This window comes from Streptomyces sp. NPDC023541, from assembly GCF_055559995.1.
This window is the reverse complement of record NZ_JBVHJO010000009.1, coordinates 97,823-115,895: the sequence shown is the minus strand read 5'-3', so window position 1 is coordinate 115,895 and position 18,073 is coordinate 97,823. Positions and strand designations below refer to the sequence as shown.

Genomic DNA, 18,073 nt, shown 5'->3' with positions numbered 1-18,073 from the left:
ACCGGGAACGCCTGGCCCGGATCTCACTCCTGTGGGGGTCGGGATTCACCGCAGAAGCGCCCCTGCCTCCCCCGCGCGGTCGGCGCGCGGTAATGGGGTCGCGGGCGGACGGCGGTCCTACGTAGGGTCGGCGCATGGGGAAGCCGCTCGTCGCAGTGTTCAGTGGGGCCGGGATGTCCACCGACTCCGGAATTCCGGACTACCGGGGGCCACAGGGCCTGTGGCGCCGTGAGCCGGATGCCGAGAAGCTCGTGACCTACGAGTACTACATGGCCGATCCGGAGATCCGGCGGCGGTCCTGGCTGATGCGGGCGGAGATCGGCGCGCTCGGAGCGCGGCCGAACGCCGCACACGTGGCCGTGGCAGAGCTGGAGCGCGGCGGTACCCCGGTCCGGGTCATCACCCAGAACGTCGACGGACTGCACCAGCTCGCAGGGATGCCCGCGCGCAAGGTGTTGGAGCTGCACGGCACCGCCCGGTCCGTGGTGTGCACGGCGTGTCACGCGCGGTCGGACATGGACGAGGCGCTGGCCCGGGTCGCCGCCGGGGAACCGGATCCCGCCTGCCTGGCGTGCGGCGGGATCCTGAAGGCGGCGACCGTGATGTTCGGCCAGCGGCTCGACCCCGTGGTGCTGGGACAGGCGATGGCCGTGGCCAAGGGATGCCAGGTCTTCGTCGCCGTCGGGTCGACGCTGCAGGTGCAGCCGGCCGCCTCGCTCGCCGGTATGGCCGCGGAGGCCGGGGCCCGGCTGATCATCGTGAACGCGGAGGAGACCCCGTACGACGCCCTCGCCGACGAGGTCGTCCGCGAACCGATCGGCACCGCCCTCCCGGCCCTGCTGTCCAGGATCGCCGCGGGCGGCGGGTTCTAGGTCGTGTCGTCAAAGTCCCGCCCGGCCGGTGGGGCTCCCGAGTGCGTCCGGTACGCGGGAGCTCCTGCGCCTTGCGGAGCTGCCCCTGGGCCCTGACGGCCCGGGGAGGCCCCAAGGCCCCGGTCGACGCGGGCCCGGCCGACGAGATCCGAAAGGCATCCCCTAGCCCGCGTCGGCGGCGCGGCGCATCTCCGCCACGTCCAGCTTCTTCATCTTCATCATCGCGGCCATGGCGCGGGAGGCACGCCCCTGGTCGGGGTCGCTCACGAGCTCGACGACACCCGGCGGGATGACCTGCCAGGACACCCCGAACTTGTCCTTGACCCAGCCGCAGGCGGACTCCTGCCCGCCGTCCTTGGTCAGCGCGTCGTAGTAGTAGTCCGCCTCGGACTCGTCGACGCAGTCGATCTGGAAGGAGATCGCCTCGGTGAAGGGGAACTGCGGTCCGCCGTTGAGGCCGACGAACCGCTGCCCGTTGACCTCGAACTCGACGGTCATCACCGAGCCCTCCAGCTCCGGGTTGGCCTGCGTGTAGCGCGCGATCCGTCCGATCCTGCCGTCCTTGAAGACGGACAGGTAGTAGTCGGCGGCCGCTTCGGCGTCGCCGTCGAACCACAGACACGTGGTGAAACCATTGCCGCTCATCTCTGCCTCCAGGCCGGTGCGTGGACGGTGGATACCGCCTCCGCACATACAGACCGGCCCCGGGCCCGAAATTCATCGGTGGGCCCGGGGCCGGTCCTCATTCGGCCGGGAATTCGACCGTACGGCCTACTTCGCGGGCTCCGCGCCCATGGCGAGCATCCGGTCGACGACGCGCTCGGCTGCGTCGCCCTTGTCGAGGTCGCAGAACTCCTCGCGGAAGGCCGCCCGCGCCGCGGCGTACTCGGCTCCGACGGCGTCCGCGTTGCGCACGGCCTCGATCAGGCTCTCCGAGTCGGCCAGCAGCGGTCCGGGCGCCTTCTCCTCCAGGTCGAAGTTGAAGCCGCGCAGCGTGCCGCGGTAGTGCTCCAGGTCGTACGTGAAGAGGAGGATCGGCCGGTCGGTGAGCGCGAAGTCGAAGATCGCGGAGGAGTAGTCCGAGATCAGCACGTCGGCGACGAGCAGCAGGTCGGCGGCGTCGGGCCAGCGGGACACGTCGACGACGAAACCGTCGCGGACGCCCTCGCGGACCTGCTCGGTGACGTGGTGGTGGCCGCGGATCAGCAGGACGTGGTCGTCGCCCAGCTCGCGGCGGGCCCGGTCCAGGTCGATCCGCTGGTCGAGCTTGTAACCACCGGTCCAGCCCTCGCAGTTCTCACGCCAGGTGGGCATGTAGAGGACGACCTTCTTGCCCTCCGGCAGGCCGAGCCGGCGCCGGACCTCGGCGATCCGCTTCGCGTCGGGCCGCACCAGCGCGTCGGTGCGCGGGCTGCCGGCCTCGATGACCTCACCCTCGTAGCCGAGGGCGCGCTTGAGCAGGGGCGTCGCGTACGAGCTCGGGGAGGCGAGCAGGGTCCACTGGGCGCTGTCGTGCGCGAGGCCCTCCAGGATCTCCGGGCTCGTGTAGTAGTCGTGCACGAAGTCGTGGCCGATCTGCTTGATCGGCGTACCGTGCCAGGTCTGGACGACGACCTGGCCGGGACGGCGCTGGAACAGGGCCGGCACGCTGTCGTTGGTCACGAAGTAGCGGGCACGGGCGAGGACCTCCCAGGATTCCACGCTGCCGTACTGCACGGCGCGGGCGGTCGCGGGGACCTCGGCGCGGCCGTCGCGGACCAGCCAGATGTGTTCCAGCTTCTCGCCGCGGCGCAGCAGTTCCTCGTGGATGGCGCGGGGTGCGTCGCCGGCGCCGTGCCCCTGGAAGGTGTCGTAGACGACGATGTCCTTGACCGGCAGGGCGCGCTGCGCCGGGTACGTCTCGAAGCGGGCGACGCGCTGGGCGTAGCGGGAGCGGTCGTGCGGGCTCAGCAGCGGGTCGGCGACGAGCGCCATGCGGTCGTGGAAGCGGGTCTCGATCCGCATCCGGCGGCCCTGCGCGGTGATGGGGTGCGGGCCGGCGAAGAGGAGGCCGGGGGACATCTGGACCGGGGCCCCGCGGTCCACGCCGAGCAGGCCGGCGGTGGTGCCGCCCTGGGCCGCCGGGCGCAGCGTGGGCCACCAGCGGCCCTCGGGGAGCGTGGTGCGGCCTGCGAAGGGCTCGGGGAGCACGGGCTGGAAGGTCGTCTCGAAGCCGTCTCCGTCGCGGGTGACGGGGTAGCTGAACTCCATGCCGTGCGCGTTGTGCAGGACGAGCTCGTAGGGCTCGTCGGTGGGCGCGACGAAGCGGCCCCGCAGGGTCAGGGCGCCGTCCCCGACCTCGACGGCGTCGACGAGGGGCGGAGAGGGCTGCACGGAGAGGGTGAGGTGGCCGGTGTTGCCGCGCTTGACGAACAGGGCGCGGCCCACGGTCTCGCCGGGCAGGGGCACGACCAGGCCGTTGAAGCCTCCGCGTTCGTCGTGGGCCAGGCGGTGCTCGGTCCCGTCGGCACCGACCGCGGAGAGGCTCCACGGCTCGGGGGTCCATTCGCCGGGCTCGCACGCGGCGTCCGGTACGGCTGCCAGGTCGGCCAGCGTGACGCGGGCGGTGAAGGGGGTGCGGCCGGCGGTGGCGGCGCCCTTCTCCAGCGGGAAGTCGACGGTGGCGCCGGTGGAGACGTGGACGGCCTTGAGGCGGGTGGCGTCGACCCCGGCGGAGAGCTCGCCGACGATCTCGACGGCGTCCCCGCCGGCGGGCCGGGCCTCCAGGGCGCGGGCACGGGCGACCTCGACCTGGATGGTGAGGGCGCCGGAGACGGCCGGCACGATCCGGACGTCGGGGGCGACCCAGAACGGGGGCGGGTTCTGGCCGGTGTCGTGCTCGCCGCCGCGGAGGCGGGCGCGGTGCAGGCCGCCGGCTCCGGTGACGGCGATGGACGTCGTCCATATCCCGTCGTTCCACTTGCCGCCCGACTGGAAGATCGAGGGGTCGACGACGGCGGTGAAGCCGGCCCAGTCGGCGTGCCGCAGCGCGAGGTGCGGAGACTTCACGGTGGCCATCGGGGAGGCGACCGTACGGGTGCTGACGACGGAGCGGCGGCGCTTGCCACCCTCGCGGAAGATCAGCATCTTGCGGGAGCCGAGGCGGCTCTCCGCACCGAGGTGGCCGGGCAGGGCGTAGCCGCGCAGCAGCAGCTTGCCGTCGGACCAGGCCGCCTGCTCCAGGCGGCTGACGACGCGGCGCTCGCGCGTGCCGAGGGTGAGGATCTTCGCGGGGACCGGCGGGCGGCCCTGCAGGAAGGGGTAGTCGGCCTGCGGGCGGGCAAGGCCCTTGACCGGCACGCTGTAGTGGTAGTCGCGCTGGTGGTTCAGGAGGGCGATGAAGTCCTCGACGCGGCCTTCGCCGGCGAGGTAGGCCTTGAGGCGGTCCGCGACGGTCAGATCGGGCCAGGGACCGGTGCCGATCTCGCGGACGAGGCCGCCCACCTCCTTGACGAACGCGGCGCGGAAGTCGGGGCCGCCCTCGGCGACGTACTTGTAGATGAGCGGCAGTTCCTCGCTCAGCACGTTGTAGTCGTAGTCGCGCAGGTAGCGGACGTACTTGGGGCCCTGCTTGGCCTGGAGGGACTCGCGGACCAGGCGGACGGACTTCACGCGGTCGATGAGGGAGACCGGGTCGGTGGAGCGCTGGGTGATGGAGCGCTCACCGGTCTCGCGGACGCGCCAGTGGTAGACGCAGTCGCTGAGGATGTCGACGCTGGAGGCGAAGTAGTGCGCGGGGATGCTGACCGGGGCGTCCTCGTAGAGGATGCCCTCCGGGTACTGGAAGCCGTGCTCGTCCCAGAAGGTGCGCCGGTAGACCTTGTTCCAGGCGGTGCGGTCGGTGACCAGCGCCGGGAACTTGGAGATGTGGGTCTTGAGCTGCGTCTTGGCGAAGGCGGCCCGGTGGCCCCACGACTGGTTCATGCCGACCGAGCGGAAGCGCTTGACGTTGCCGCCGGCGAAGTCCGAGCCCGTCTCGTCCAGGGCTTCGATCAGCCGCTGGTAGGCGTAGTCCGGCATGGTGTCGTCGCTGTCGACGAAGGCCAGGTACTCGCTGTCCGGGTGGATGTGGCGGGCGCCGGCGTTGCGGGCGGCGCCGAGGCCGGCGTTCTCCTGCATGACGACGCGGAAGCGCTTGTCACGCGCTGCGAAGGCCTTGGCTATGACGGCGCTGGTGTCCGTGGAGCCGTCGTCCACGAGAATGGCCTCGAAGTCGCCGAAGGTCTGAGCGGCGATGGATTCCAGGCACTCGTCGAGGTAGAGCTCGACGTTGTAGACGGGGACGACGATGCTCAGGCGCGGGGGCATGGGTGGCGGTTTCTCCAGCGTTTTTTTGCTTTATCGATGATCAGCTCACAGCATCTTACTCTGTAACAGAGCCATAAACTCCACCCATATGGGGCATAGGGCGCTGATCGTCGGGGCGGACGGCAAAGAATTCAGCCGTCCGCCACTTCGACGCTGCGGATGGGACGCGGCCCGTCCCGGCCGGCGACCCGTTCAGATCTCCAGTTCCGCTTCGATCTTCTTGAGCTGATGGCGCGCCATGGCGAGGTTGGCCCGCTTCTTGTCGAGGGCCAGATAGAGGAAGAAGCCCACGGAGCCCCGGCCCTTCATGAGCCGGATCAGGTGGTACTGGCTACCGAGGGTGATCAGGATGTCCTCGATCTCGTCCTTGAGGCCGAGGAGCTCCATCGTGCGGACCTTGGCGCGCACCACGTCCGTGTTGCCCGCCGCGGCGACCGCGAGGTCGAGGTCCTTGCCGCCGCCGATGGTGCCCAGGGCCATGCCGCTGCCGTAGTCGACCAGGGCCGCGCCGATCGCGCCCTCGATGACGGTGGTGGCTTCCTTGAGCGCGGTCTCCACGTTGACCATGAGAGGTACCTCTTTCCCGTTCGGTGTAGCTGGTTGTTGTTTTGTGTGACTGGCTGTAGTTGTCCTGAAGGCGACGGGTCCGTCCTGCGGCGGGCCCGTGCGCGGATCAGGCGGGCGCGGTGCCGGAGCCCCTGCGCGCGAGGGTGTGTTCGATGAGTTCGGCTATGCGCAGGCTCGAACGCCGGGCCTCCAGATGGAGGCGCCCGACGTTGACGCGCGGCTCGGCGGTCAGGGTGAGGACGGCCGCCACGCCCGCCGCGTAGGTCGCGACGTATCCGTCGGCGCCGCGCACGAGCAGTTCGCGGAACGCACCCTGGCCGGTGCTGTCGCTGAGCCGCTGGGCCACGCCGAGGGCGGCGGCGGTCAGGGCGGCGACGGCCTCGGCCTCGGCGGCGGCGCTGTCCTGGGCGAGGACGAAGCCGTCGGCGCTCGCGGCGAGGGCGCCGGTGAGCTGGGGTACGCGGGCCCGCAGCCTGCGGAGCTCGGCGAGTATCTCGGCCTCCGCCTCGGGGGGCACCGTACTCATGTCGGCCTTTCTCCTTTCGGGCTGCCTACGCTCGGAGCGGTCGGCGCGCAGGGCCGGTCGCAGCGGGAGCCTCACAGGCTTGCCTCCAGTGCGTCGCGTAACCGGCGGAGCAGCGCCACGTCCGGGGATTGGGCCTGGGTCATCCAGTCGGGCAGGGGTACCTCGACCGGCGGGGGAGCCGGGCTGTGCGGCGTTTCGACCAGTCCGGCAGCCGCGAGGCGGCGTACGTCGAGCAGTGTGTGGAAGGCGGGCCGGCCCAGTACCCAGGCCAGGTCCGCCGGGGTGCGTACGCCGTCGGCCCGGTCCAGCAGCGTCCGCTGCCGGGCGGTGACGGTCTGGCCCGGCGCGGCCGCGCGGGGCACCACGGGGGCGGTGTCGAGCAGCGGGTACGGCCAGACCGCGTCCAGGAGTTCGCGGCGGCGCCGGGTCTCGCGTTCGACGGCGGCGGCCGGAACGGAGCGGACGGAGCCGATCCAGTGGGTGGCCCCGCGGCGGAAGCGGGAGGGTCCGCTGCCCGGGGACAGTGCGAAGAAGGCGGCGTCGAAGATGGCGGCGAGGTGGCATATCTCCAGCTCGCCGTCGGCGAGCCCGCCGCTGTCCACGAGGAAGCGGGCGACCTGCCGGCGGGCCCCGGCCCGGTCCACCGCCTCGCGCCACCGTTCGGGGGCGAGGCCGCCGCCGGTGGTGAGGAGGACGTCGAGGCCGGGGGTGGCGGGGCTCTCCGCGTGGACTATTCGTCCGTCCTCCAGGAAGAGGGTGCCGCGGTCGCGGAGCAGGGCTCCGGTGGCCCGCTCCGCGGCGAGCCGGGTGAGGAGGGGGGAGACGGCCGCGAAGGCGTTCGGAGCCGTTGCCGGGACGGTCATCTGAGCACCAGCCCCTCGGCCAGGGCCCTGAGTCTGAGGCGGGCGAGGGCGAGGTTTCCGTCGGCCCGGTCGAGCCAGACGTGCAGGAAGACGCTGCTGTCGAAGCTCGTCTCGACGAACCGCAGGACGTGGAAACCGCTGCGGGTGGTGACGATCAGGTCCTCGACGGGCGGGCCGGCGGGGACCGCGCCGTCACCGGGGCCCTCCTCCGCGCGGGCGAAGGACTCGTACTCCGCGGCCGCACGGGCCAGCTCGGCGGTCTCGGCGGCGGTGGTCTCGTGGTCCCCCACGGGCGATTCCCCGATGGTGCCGAGAGCCAGACCGCTGCTCCAGTCGACCAGCGCGGCCCCCCGCGCACCAGGCAGGGCCATGGCTTCGAGCAGGCATTCGTCGATCCCGGGCACGCGGGCTCCCCTCCCGGCCGGACGTGCGGTGTGCACGGTAGTGCGGCGCGACAGGAGGGAACTTACTCAAGTTCCGCAGGGCGAAAGGGCGTTCTGGCATTTTCCGCGGGAACATGCCATTCAGGGTGTAAGAGGTTGGCCGGAACGCGTCGGAATCTGATCACGAAGCCAGCGGAAGATCGTCCGCGAGACGGAACGACCCGCCTTCCCGCTCGACGTAGCCCTCGTGGCTGAGGGTGCGGAGCAGGTGGTAGACGGTGGGCAGGGGGATCCCGGTGACCCGCGCGAGCCGTTTGGCGGTCGCACCGCCTTCCGCGTACATCGCTTCCACGAGCCGCAGCGCGCGCTGCACGGAACCGATCAGGGTGGGTGTGCTGTCCTTCTGGATGCGGTCGGTTCCCATGAATGGTCCCCCTGCTCCGGTACGAGGCCTGGCAGACCCATCAAAGTCGCTCGCCGCCCCCAAAACCAGCGGACTCGCGTAAACCCGAGCATAAGATCACCGGACCCGGGGCGGCGCGACCGGCTGGACCTGCGCACCAGAGCGTGGCAGAGCATCGCCGGCCGGTCGAGTCGGCGGCGGTCAGGCCGTCGCTGCTTTGACGACACTCCCTGGCGGGTGCAGGTGACGTACGCGGGGAGCGGCGCGTCCGCGATCAGGTGCCGCGGCAGGGCCAGTGCGAAGCGGTGTTTCCAGGACGGCGAGGGTGCGCCGCTCGCGATCCTCGTCCGGCTCGTCGTCCGGTCCCGCGTTCGCGCCGTCCGGTCCGAGGACGCCCGCCGCGACCAGCTCGGGGAGCAGGAAGTCCGGCCGGCGGCCCCCGCGCCGGCATTCCTCGCCGGGGCCGAAGCAGCACACCGGCTCGCCGTCACGGGCGTACGCGAACTGCTGGGCGGGTGGTCGGGCCGCGGGTCGAGGTGGATGGCCTCGACACCGGCCCGGGAAACCCCGGCGAGGCGTTCCGCGCCGGCCGGCAGGACGTGCTCGACGGCGACGGACCAGCCGCCCCAGCTGCCGACGCGGGCCACGCCTTCGCCGTCGGCGGTCTGGGTGGCCATGCTCCAGGCGGCCGGTGCCCCCAGCGGTCCGGGACGGACGCCCGGGACCGCGCCGAGCCGTGCGGCGAGTTCGTCGGGGGTTGTGCCCCGTGCGAAGGTGAGGCCGGCGAACCATTCACCCCGGTCCGCCGGCCTCTGGATCCCGCAGGTCCGGCCCTCGGCGGTGTCGGCCATCTCCGCTCCCCACGGTCTTTCCCGCGAGGCCGGCGCTTCCCCCGCCGGCACGACAGTCAGTCCGCCGACTCCTGGGGGAGGAGGCGCTCGACCATCGTCTCGATCAGCCCCTCCACCGGGTGCGCCTCCAGTAGCGCCGGCACGGTCAGGTCGTCGACGATCAGCCCCAGCATCGCCAGGTAGAGCAGGACCACGCCCTGCCGGTCGCCCGGCAGGCCGGCCTCCAGGTGCCAGTCGATGTTCGCCTCCAGCTCCGCGCCCTGGAAAGCGGCCAGCTCGGCCTGGAGCTCCGGGCGCCGCAGGCCTTCCAGCCGGAGCTCCAGCATCGCGATGTGGACGCTGCGCTCGCGCCGCATGCGCTCCAGGAGCCGGCCGAGCAGCACCTTCGTGTCGAGCGGGCCGGTCAGGTCGGCCGGATCCGGCACCAGCCGCTCCCGGGTGCGGTGGAGGATCTGCACGAGCAGTTGGGCCCGGTTGGCGAAGTAGTTGGTGGCGGTGCCGGTGGGCACTCCCGCCTCCGCGTCCACCGCCCGCAGGGTCAGGCCGCGCGAGCCCTCGCGTGCCAGGACTTCGATGGCGGCGTCGAGCAGCGCGGCGCGGCGCTGCGGATTCTGGCGCATGGCGGGTCCCTGAGTCATCGGATGGGTGAGCACTGCAAGCACAGTGCTTTGCCCACCGTAGCGGACGTCCCCGCTCCGGGCTCCGGCCTCCACCAGGTACGGCACGTCGATCACCGCGACCCCGGGCGTGAACAGCAGGCGCGCCGGGAGCCGGAGGGCGTTCCGGTGGTGCAGGGGCTGCTCCCACCAGTGCCCCACGACGTACTCCGGGATCACCACGGACAGCATGTCCCTCGCCGGTTCGGCGGCCAGTTCCTCGACGTGCGCCAGGATCGGGCCGACCACGCCTCGCGCAGCCGGGCCGCCTCCGCCTCGTCGGCGGCGACCAGGACGACCACGTGGTGGTGGGCCGGCCTGCGCGGTGTGGCGTCGGGGGCGACGCCGACCTGCCGGGCGACGTGGTCGTCGTGGCGGCGGCCCGAGCCGGCGGTGGATGTGGACGCGCTCCTCACGCGGGGTGACGTCACCCGGCGAGTTCTTCGGCCCGGTGCGCCAGCCACAGGTCGTACCGGACGCTCGGGGACTGCAGCAGCGACCGCTCCAGCAGGGCCTCGATCCGGGCCAGCCGCTTGCGGGCACCGGGGACGGAGACCCCGAGCGCGGCGGCGGCCGGTGCGAGCCGGGCGTCGTGCTCCAGCCAGGTGCGGACCGTGGTCCGGGCGCCGGCCGGGGCGCCCGGACCGGTGAGCCGGCTCAGGTGGGCCCGGGCCCACTCGGTCAGCCGCGGGTCGCGCAGGACCGTGTCGAGTTCGGGGTCGGTCGCCGGGGCCGCGGTGCCGCTCCCCCGCCCCGCACCCGGGGTGAGCCGGAGCGCCAGGGAGAGCGCCGCCTGGTCGCCGAGGCGGCCGAGGTCCAGTCCGAGCAGCGTCTCGACCAGTCGGACCCTGGCGGTCAGGGTGTTGCGGTGGACCTTCAACAGCCGGGTGGCGTGCGGGCCGAAGTTCAGCCAGGCGTGGGCGGTGGCGCGCAGTTCCTGCCCGCCCGGGTCCTGGGGGCGCCGGGGTTCGTACGAGTGGAGGGGGGCGAGCAGGGCCCCGGCCCAGTCGGCCCCGGCCTCGTGGGCCGCGAGCGCCAGCTCCGGGCCGGGGCCGAACCGGGCGTGCCGTTCTCCGCGGCCGCGGGCGACGGCCAGGGCGTGGAAGGCCTGGGTGTAGGCGGTGGGGGCCTGCCCCAGGGCGAGTTCCCCGCTGACCCCGACCGCGCAGTCCGGGGCGATCGCCGTCAGCGCCCCGGCCAGGGGGTCGTGGTCGGCGAAGAGCGCTGTCGCGTCGGCCGGGACCAGGATGATGAGGTGGCGCACGTAGACGGGGCAGCGCACGACCCAGGCCCGGCCGCCGGTCAGCTCCTGGCACAGCCGGGCCACTTCGGCTCGTCGGCCGGTGCGGCACTCGGCGACGTACATCCGCATCGGGTCGGGCAGCGGGGGGCGCAGCGCCTCGGCGATCTGGTGGGCGGTGGAGAGCCGGCCGTTCATCAGCAGGTGGAGCACGGCCTCGCGGGCACGCGCCTCGGCGATCTCGGCCCTTTCCTCCCGCCGTTCGGCCTCCTCGGCGCGCAGCACGAGGGCCAGCGGTACGGCCGCGTCCGCCAGCAGCGCGGGCGCGTCGGGCGGGTGCGGCAGCGGCAGTACGGCGGCCAGGGCCCGCCCGGTGTCCAGCGCGAACAGCAAGGTGGCGGAAGCGTCGCCGTGCAGGACGGCTGACCGTACGCCGCGGGCGCTCATCTCGGCGGCGCCCCGGACGGCGGCCTCAGGCGCTTCCCCGGCCTGCTCGCGATCCGCCTGGCGAGCGCCGGGATCGCCCGCGCGGACCACTCCGGTCCATCCGCCGAGCCGGGCGGCGAGCCACTCCAGCAGCGCGGCCGACCCCCCGGCGTGGGCGAGCCGGTGGACCTTGAGTACGTCGTCGGACCGTGACACCGGCGCATTCAACCACCCGCCGCACACTGTGCGCTGTGAAACCGGTCTCGCCCGGTCACTGGGCACTGCGGACCCTGCGGACGCCCGCCCGCCCGCATAGCTTTGTCCACGAGCGGACGGATCCCGGCGCCCATGAGTACGAACACGGGGGAGGCACCGGGATCCGCCGCTCACATCCTGGCGGCCGCGCTGCGGATGGCCTCCCGGATGCGGAAGTAGGTGCCGCACCGGCAGATGTTGGCGATGGCGTCGATGTCCTCGTCCGTGGGCTCGCTGGTGCGCCGGAGCAGTGCGACGGCCGCCATGATCTGGCCGGGCTGGCAGAAACCGCACTGGGCGACGTCCTGTTCGAGCCAGGCCTCCTGCACGGGGTGCAGGTCGTCCCCGTCGGCGAGACCCTCGATCGTGGTCACCGCACGTCCCGCGCACGCCGATACGGGGACCACGCACGGGCGGACGTCCACCCCGTCGAGGTGGCTGGTGCAGGCTTTGCAGACGTCCACCCCGCAGCCGTACTTGGGGCCGTGGACGCCCAGCATGTCGCGGAGCACCCACAGCAGGGGCAGGTCGTCGGGCGCGTCCACGGTGACGCTCTGCCCGTTGACGGTGAAGGTGTGCGAGGGCACGGCGTACTCCTGGCTCGGCGGCTAGCGCGGGTAAGGGGTGAAGTCGACGTCGAAGTCGAGGGGGAAGCTGCGCGGCTTCGAACCGGTGGCCCGGGCCCAGGCGTTGGCGATGGCGCCGACCGCGGCGGGCACGCCGAGCTCGCCCGCGCCGCCCGGCTCCGTACCGGTGGCCGGGAGCACGAAGATCCGTACGTCGCGCGGGGTGTCGCGCTGCTGCGCCCAGTGGAACTGGCTGTAACTCCCTTCGAGCGGGAGCCCCTTGTCGATGTGGAGCCCGGCGCGCAGGGTGGTGGAGATCGCGTCGGTGAGGCCGCCGATCATCTGGGCCTCCAGTCCGCGCGGGTTGACCGGCAGGCCCACGTCCACAGCGATGACGGCCTTGGTGACGCGGGCGCGCTGCGGATCGCGGACGTCGATCTCCACGAGGCAGGCGGTACGGGACTTGTACTCCTCGTGGAAGGCGATGCCCTGCGCGCGGCCGGGCTCCATGGCCCGCCCCCAGTTCCCCTCGGTCGCGACCTTGTCCAGTACGGCGCGCTGGGCGTCGGTCTTCAGGAAGGTGCGCCGGAAGCGGTACGGGTCCTTGCCGGTGGCCGCCGCCAGTTCGTCGACCACGATCTCCTCGGCTCCGCGCGTGTTGGCGGAGTACACCGAGCGCCACGAGGCCGTGGGGATTCCGGTCGGCACCTCGGTGAGGGCCTGGGTGGTGAGACCGAAGTGGTACGGGGACTTCACCGTGGTCAGGAACAGCGTCTGGGCGAGGGTGGCGTTGCCGATGCCGAGCGGCAGGTGCGCCGCGGTCGCGGTGATGATCTCGCCCAGCCCGTGCCGGAAGTCGGTCTCGGCGGCGGCGACGCGGTGCTCGAAGCTGAGGACCTCGCCCAGCAGGTGCGTGGCGCGGATCTTGTGGTGGGTGGCGGGGCGCATCCGGCCGTGGCGCGTGTCGTCGACGCGGGTCCACATCAGCTTGACCGGGCGGCGGCAGGCCTTGGAGACACGGGCGGCCTCCAGCGCGGCGTCGAAGAAGAGCCGCCGGCCGAAGGACCCGCCGGCCTGGACTACGTGCACCGCCACCTTGTCCGGGGGCAGGCCGAGGTCGGCCGCGATGGTCTGGCGGGCCACGATGGGGGATTTGAGGCCGGACCAGATCTCGGCCCGGTCGTCGCGCACGTCGGCCACGGCGCAGTTGGTCTCCATCGGGGCGTGGCTGACGAAGGCGAAGTCGAACTCGGCGTCCACGTAGGGGGTGAGGAGCGGCGGCACCAGCAGCGGCGGGGTGGCCGCGCGCAGCCCGGTGCGGATCTGCGCGTCGGAGAGCTGGTCGGCGGGGCCCGGTCCCCAGGTGACCTGGAGGGCCGACTTGGCGGTGATGGCCTGTCCGAAGGTCTCGGCGACGACGGCGACCCCGGTGGGGACGGTGACCACGTTCAGCACGCCTGGCATGGCCCGGACGCCGGCGAGGTTGGTGATGCCCCGGACGGTGCCGCCGAAGGTGGGCGGGCGGCGCACCACGCAGGGCTTGGCCCCGGGCACGTCGAGGTCGAGGGTGTACCGCTGGGCTCCGGTGACCATGGCGCGGGCGTCGATGCGGCTCGTCGGCCGGCCGACGAGGGTGTGCCGCGCGGCCTTCTTGGGGGTGGCGCCGAGGACGACGAGGCCGGGGGCGGCCGCGGCCGCGGCGAGTTCGCCGTAGCGGGCGGTCCGTCCGTCGGGGGCCCGGACGGCGCCGTCCGCGGTGGTCAGCGACGCCGGGGCGAGGCTCCAGCGCTGGGCGGCGGCCGCGACGAGGCGGGCCCGCGCGGTGGCCGCGCACTGGCGGACCGGCCCGTAGAGGGAGCGGATGGAGTTGGAGGAGCCGGTGAGCTGGTTGAACAGCAGCTCGGGCCGCGCGTCGTCGAGCTCCACGCGTACGTCGGCCAGGGGCGCGTCGAGTTCCTCGGCGACCAGCATGGCCACGGCGGTGGTGAGGCCCTGCCCGACCTCCTCGCGCGGCAGCCGGAAGCGGACGGTGCCGTCCGCCTCGACCGCGAGGGCGAGCAGGGCGGAGGTGGGCGCTCCGGCGAGGATGAAGAGGTCCCCGAGGTCGATCACGTCGGCGACGGCCGGCAGGGACGGCACGACGGCGTGGGCGGCCTGCGGGGCCAGCCCGTCGGCACCGGCGCGGGTGACCAGGGCGAGCGTCGGCGCCGCCACGAGGTAGGTGAGGAAGGAACGCCGGCTCCGGCCGGTGGCGTCGTGCAGCCCGCTCAATGTCGTCCCGTCCCCAGCGCTGCGCGGGCCCGCCCGCGCGGACCTCCCCCGGTTTGTTACCGGCACGTAGGGTAGCGGCCCGGGCACCGGCTGGGAAGCCCCGGTTCCGCCGCCGTACCGGCCGCGGAGGTCATCCGTTCGGGGGTATTGCGATGCACGTCGCGAACCGGGCCCGGCGCGGTCGGGGCGGGCCGAACTCCTCGTACGCATCGGGCGTTTGATCGAGCCCCGGGAGGCGGATGGCCGATTTCCGGCCGTCGCTCCCGACGTATTTCACGCCCCACCGGCAGGCACGCGCACCACGGCCCCACATTCCCGCTGACCGGATTCGTTCGTACGCGACCGCCGGGCTGTCAGGCCTGAGGCATATACCAGAAGCAAGGACGTAGCGGATGTTGCCAAACGCCTTACACAGTGTCGCTGCCTGTGCAACAGTCGTTACCGGTCCTTCCTTCAGACTTGGCCGTGCCGCGCCTGTATCGGAGTTCTCATGCCGTCCCACCTGTTCGCGGACCGTCCCGCGCAGCCGCCCGAGCCGGGGTCGGTGGACGCACTGATCTCTCAGACCCGGCGCCTCCGGGGGGAAGTGGACGCGGTCCGCCGCGACACCGTCGTGGACGACGACGACGCCCAGGGCCGCTGGCAGCGCGCACTGTGCGATCTCGCCGTGCACCACCTCGACGACCTCCGCGAGCACCTCGGCCAGCTCAAGGAGGGTCTGCCTCCGGTCCCCGAGCCCGAGGCGTTCCCGCAGGCTGCTCCCGAAGCCGCGCCCGAGGCCCAGGCGCGCGTCGGCAGCGCCGAGTGGAACCTGCTGACGGACGAGGTGAGTTGGTCCGACGAGCTGTTCCAGATCTTCGGCCGCTCCCCCGAGGCGGGCGCCCTCCCCCTCGACGAACTGGGCTCCACCCTGTTCTCCGAGGACCAGCCGCTGCTCACCGCATGGGTGACCGCCTGCCTGGTGGACGGCAAGCCCATTGACGGCGAGTTCCGCATCGTCCGGGCCGACGGCCGGGTCCGGACGCTGCACATGAGGGGCGAGCCGGTGCTCGACTCCGACGGCTGCGCGGCCTCCATGTGGGCCGTACTGCGGGACGTGAGCGAACTGCGCCGGAGCCAGCGGGCGGTGCGCGAGTCCCGTGACTCGCTGCAGCGCCAGCGGGAGATCGCGCAGACCGAGCACCGGCTGGCGGTCGAGCTGCAGGAAGCCGTACTCCCCCCGTGGCGCGGCTCCCTGCGGTTCCCGCACAGTGACGCCGGCTCCCTGGACGTGGCAGCGCACTACCTGCCCTCCGCGACCAGCGCGCTGATCGGCGGCGACTGGTACGACGCGCTCAAACTGCCCGACGGCTCGTCGATGCTGACGGTCGGTGACCTGACCGGGCACGGCGTGACCGCCACCTCCGGCATGGCGATGATGCTGGGCGCCCTGCGCGGCATGGCCATGGCCGGGATCGCTCCGGGCCCGCTGATGGGCTGGCTCAACCAACTCCTGGAGACCTCCGTCCAGCCCGCCCTCGGTTCGGCCGTGTGCTGCAGCTACGACCCCGCGCGCCGGGTGCTGACCTGGGCCCAGGCGGGCCACCCGGCCCCCCTGCTGTTCCGCCGCGGCTCGGGCCGCGCACTGGCCCCGCCGGAGGGCATCCTGCTGGGCGCGACCTCCGGGGCCTCGTACGGGCAGGCCGAGGAACGACTTGAGGTGGGCGACCTGCTGGTCCTGCACACGGACGGCCTGACGCCGCGCAGCATCGAGTTCAGCCGGGCGGACGGTACCGAGCGGCTGCTGGCACTCGCGCCCCGGCTCTCGGCGGCGCGGTCGGCGCAGGACTGCGTACGGCTCGTGGTCGAGGAGTTCGGCGAGGTCGAGCGGGAGGACGACGCCTGCGTGCTCGTCGCCCGGGTCGGCGGATAGGGCACCGGGCCGACCGTGCGGCCGGCCGCACGGACTTCAGGGCCGCGCCGGAGGGCGCGGCCTCTCTCGTCTGTGTTCTTGTGTCTGCACTCCCGTATCCGCGCAGCCTCCGTCGACACGTCGACGACCGGGTTTCGGCGTGCGGTCTCGCGTACCCGGCCCCGTCCTCGTACCGGCCGTCGGGGGCGTGGAGGGCATGCGGGACCCGTGGGGCGCGCGGGGGCCGGCCGGGGACTACACCCCCGTGGCCGGCCGACCGCTCGGCGCCGGGGTGTCGGGGAGGGCCAGCTTGATCTCCTGGCGCAGGTCCTCGATGCGGCCGTACCCGGCGTACTGGGCTGTGAGCCGGTACATCTCGCGCAGCCGGTCCCAGGTCCGGTGCGAGGAGGTCTCGTGCATCGAGACGAGGGCCAGACGCGCGTAGCGGTCGGCCTGTTCCGGCTCGTCGGCGATGAAGCAGGCGGAGGCCATGGAGATGTAGTCGAAGATCTGCGAGCGCTGGTAGCCGTCGCCGCGCAGCCGCAGGGCTTCCTTGGCGTGGCGCGCCGCGATCGGCGCCGCCGTGGCGTCGTGGTCGGCGAGGGTCCGGTAGGCGAGCGCCTGCATGCCGTGCAGGTCGGCCTCGTCGAAGTGCTGCATCCAACTCGGCGGCGGTACGTCGCCCTTGTCGGAGACGAACAGCTCCTCCGCCTCGCCCAGGGTGCGGCGCATGGCCTGGCCCTTGCCCAGGGCGGCCTGCGCCCACGCCTCGATGGTGTGCAGCATGGCGCGGGTGCGCGGGAGGGTCTGCTCGCCGGAGCCGGACTGGGCGAGCTTCATCAGGTCCAGGGCCTCGTTCGGCTTGCCGAGGTGGACCATCTGGCGGGCGGCGCGGGACAGCGCCTCACCCGCGCGCGGGCGGTCGCCGCCCTCGCGGGCCGCGTGCGCGGCGATGACGAAGTACTTCTGCGCGGTGGGTTCGAGGCCCACGTCGTGCGACATCCAGCCCGCGAGGACCGCCAGGTTGGCCGCCACCCCCCAGAGCCGCCGCTGGAGGTGGTCGGGGTGGTGGTAGGCGAGCATCCCACCGACCTCGTTGAGCTGCCCGACGACGGCCTTGCGCTGCAGTCCGCCGCCTCTGGAGGCGTCCCAGGCGCGGAACACATCGACGGAGCGCTCCAGCGCCTCGATCTCCTGGGAGCCGATCGGGGCGGCCTCGTAGCGGTCGTATCCCGCTGGGTCGGCCTGGAAGGAGTCCCCGAAGCGGCCGGGGCTCGTCTTCGCCAGGGCGGGGTCGGTGTGCAGCCAGTCGTACATGGCGTTGCTGAGGGCGGAGCCGGCGGTGAGCACGGCGCCCGCGCCCATCAGACCGCGACGGTTGAGCATGAGGTCCATTCCCGTGAATTCGGTGAGGACCGCGGCTGTGCGTTCGGGCGCCCAGGGCATGCCGTCGGGGTTCTCGCGAGCCCCTTCCGGCTGCCGTCTCGAGGTGCGCCGCTGCCGTACGAACCCGAGGTCCTCGATGGTCACGACACGACCGAGCCGCTCGGTGAACAGTGCTGCCAGTACCGTGGGCACCGGTTCGCGGGGGCTCTCCCCCATGTCGATCCAGCGCCGCACCCGCGAGGTGTCGGTGGCCAGCTGGGGGTGGCCCATGGCCGCCGCCTGCCGGTTCACCATCCTCGCCAGTTCGCCCTTCGACCAGCCGGCCAGGCCGAACAGGTCGTTCAAGCGGGTGTTTGGACCTTTGCTCACGTCAAGCCCCCAGGTTCTCGGCTGAGTTGACAGTAGCCCCCCGTCAGATGCCCAGCGACTATTCGCCAGGCTTCGCCAGGGCACGCCCGATGGTTCGCCACCTTGCGCCGGGTGTCAGGTAGGAATGCGCCTCCCCGCCCCGGTCACCGGCGGAACTCCCCAGGGTGAAGCACGGGATCGGCGGGGCGGCGTTCGCAACTC

15 protein-coding genes are annotated in these 18,073 nt (G+C 72.8%); 2 read left to right on the top strand and 13 right to left on the bottom strand.

Translation table 11 applies throughout. From position 1 onward, the window contains the following. Nucleotides 1-134 precede the first annotated feature (134 nt). Nucleotides 135-872, top strand: coding sequence for an SIR2 family NAD-dependent protein deacylase (locus ACZ3X1_RS23120; RefSeq protein WP_356812788.1), 738 nt, complete (start codon nt 135-137; stop codon nt 870-872). 162 nt (nt 873-1,034) lie between these two features. On the opposite strand, the gene ACZ3X1_RS23115 is transcribed toward ACZ3X1_RS23120, so the two are convergent. The 12 genes from ACZ3X1_RS23115 to ACZ3X1_RS23060 form a co-directional block, all read right to left on the bottom strand. Beyond that, nucleotides 1,035-1,517 carry a VOC family protein gene (locus ACZ3X1_RS23115; protein WP_467280802.1) on the bottom strand — a complete coding sequence of 161 codons (483 nt, stop codon included), beginning with the start codon at nt 1,515-1,517 and terminating at the stop codon, nt 1,035-1,037. Nucleotides 1,518-1,643: 126 nt separating this feature from the next. Next, complete coding sequence (locus ACZ3X1_RS23110; RefSeq protein ID WP_467280801.1) at nt 1,644-5,219, bottom strand: bifunctional glycosyltransferase/CDP-glycerol:glycerophosphate glycerophosphotransferase; 3,576 nt, start codon at nt 5,217-5,219, stop codon at nt 1,644-1,646. Between the two features lie 192 nt (nt 5,220-5,411). Next, nucleotides 5,412-5,786, bottom strand: coding sequence for a hypothetical protein (locus tag ACZ3X1_RS23105; RefSeq protein WP_031157154.1), 375 nt, complete (start codon nt 5,784-5,786; stop codon nt 5,412-5,414). Nucleotides 5,787-5,892: 106 nt separating this feature from the next. Then, nucleotides 5,893-6,312 (bottom strand): roadblock/LC7 domain-containing protein, encoded by a 420-nt coding sequence (locus ACZ3X1_RS23100; protein WP_356812791.1) that lies wholly within the window; start codon nt 6,310-6,312, stop codon nt 5,893-5,895. Nucleotides 6,313-6,383: 71 nt separating this feature from the next. Beyond that, nucleotides 6,384-7,175 (bottom strand): transcriptional regulator, encoded by a 792-nt coding sequence (locus ACZ3X1_RS23095; protein ID WP_467280800.1) that lies wholly within the window; start codon nt 7,173-7,175, stop codon nt 6,384-6,386. After that, complete coding sequence (locus ACZ3X1_RS23090; protein WP_362623992.1) at nt 7,172-7,579, bottom strand: hypothetical protein; 408 nt, start codon at nt 7,577-7,579, stop codon at nt 7,172-7,174. The genes ACZ3X1_RS23095 and ACZ3X1_RS23090 overlap by 4 nt, the downstream gene beginning before the upstream one ends. Before the next feature lie 160 nt (nt 7,580-7,739). Beyond that, nucleotides 7,740-7,982, bottom strand: a complete 243-nt coding sequence (locus ACZ3X1_RS23085; protein WP_356812795.1) for a helix-turn-helix domain-containing protein — start codon at nt 7,980-7,982, stop codon at nt 7,740-7,742. Between the two features lie 886 nt (nt 7,983-8,868). Then, on the bottom strand, nt 8,869-9,717 hold the full coding sequence (locus tag ACZ3X1_RS23080) for a TetR/AcrR family transcriptional regulator (RefSeq protein WP_467280799.1): 849 nt from the start codon (nt 9,715-9,717) through the stop codon (nt 8,869-8,871). After that, complete coding sequence (locus tag ACZ3X1_RS23075) at nt 9,645-9,884, bottom strand: hypothetical protein (RefSeq protein ID WP_467280798.1); 240 nt, start codon at nt 9,882-9,884, stop codon at nt 9,645-9,647. The genes ACZ3X1_RS23080 and ACZ3X1_RS23075 overlap by 73 nt, the downstream gene beginning before the upstream one ends. Before the next feature lie 11 nt (nt 9,885-9,895). Next, entirely contained in the window at nt 9,896-11,350 is a 1,455-nt protein-coding gene (locus ACZ3X1_RS23070) for a helix-turn-helix domain-containing protein (protein WP_467280797.1), read from the bottom strand. Between the two features lie 170 nt (nt 11,351-11,520). Beyond that, entirely contained in the window at nt 11,521-11,976 is a 456-nt protein-coding gene (locus ACZ3X1_RS23065; RefSeq protein ID WP_362624003.1) for a (2Fe-2S)-binding protein, read from the bottom strand. Between the two features lie 21 nt (nt 11,977-11,997). Next, entirely contained in the window at nt 11,998-14,226 is a 2,229-nt protein-coding gene (locus tag ACZ3X1_RS23060; RefSeq protein WP_467280796.1) for a xanthine dehydrogenase family protein molybdopterin-binding subunit, read from the bottom strand. 490 nt (nt 14,227-14,716) lie between these two features. Here ACZ3X1_RS23060 and ACZ3X1_RS23055 point away from each other — a divergent pair, with 490 nt between their 5' ends. Continuing rightward, entirely contained in the window at nt 14,717-16,138 is a 1,422-nt protein-coding gene (locus ACZ3X1_RS23055; RefSeq protein ID WP_356812801.1) for a PP2C family protein-serine/threonine phosphatase, read from the top strand. A 234-nt stretch (nt 16,139-16,372) separates the two neighbouring features. Here the strand turns inward: ACZ3X1_RS23055 and ACZ3X1_RS23050 are convergent, their stop codons facing one another. Further along, on the bottom strand, nt 16,373-17,872 hold the full coding sequence (locus tag ACZ3X1_RS23050; protein ID WP_356812802.1) for a DNA-binding protein NsdB: 1,500 nt from the start codon (nt 17,870-17,872) through the stop codon (nt 16,373-16,375). Nucleotides 17,873-18,073: the final 201 nt, after the last annotated feature.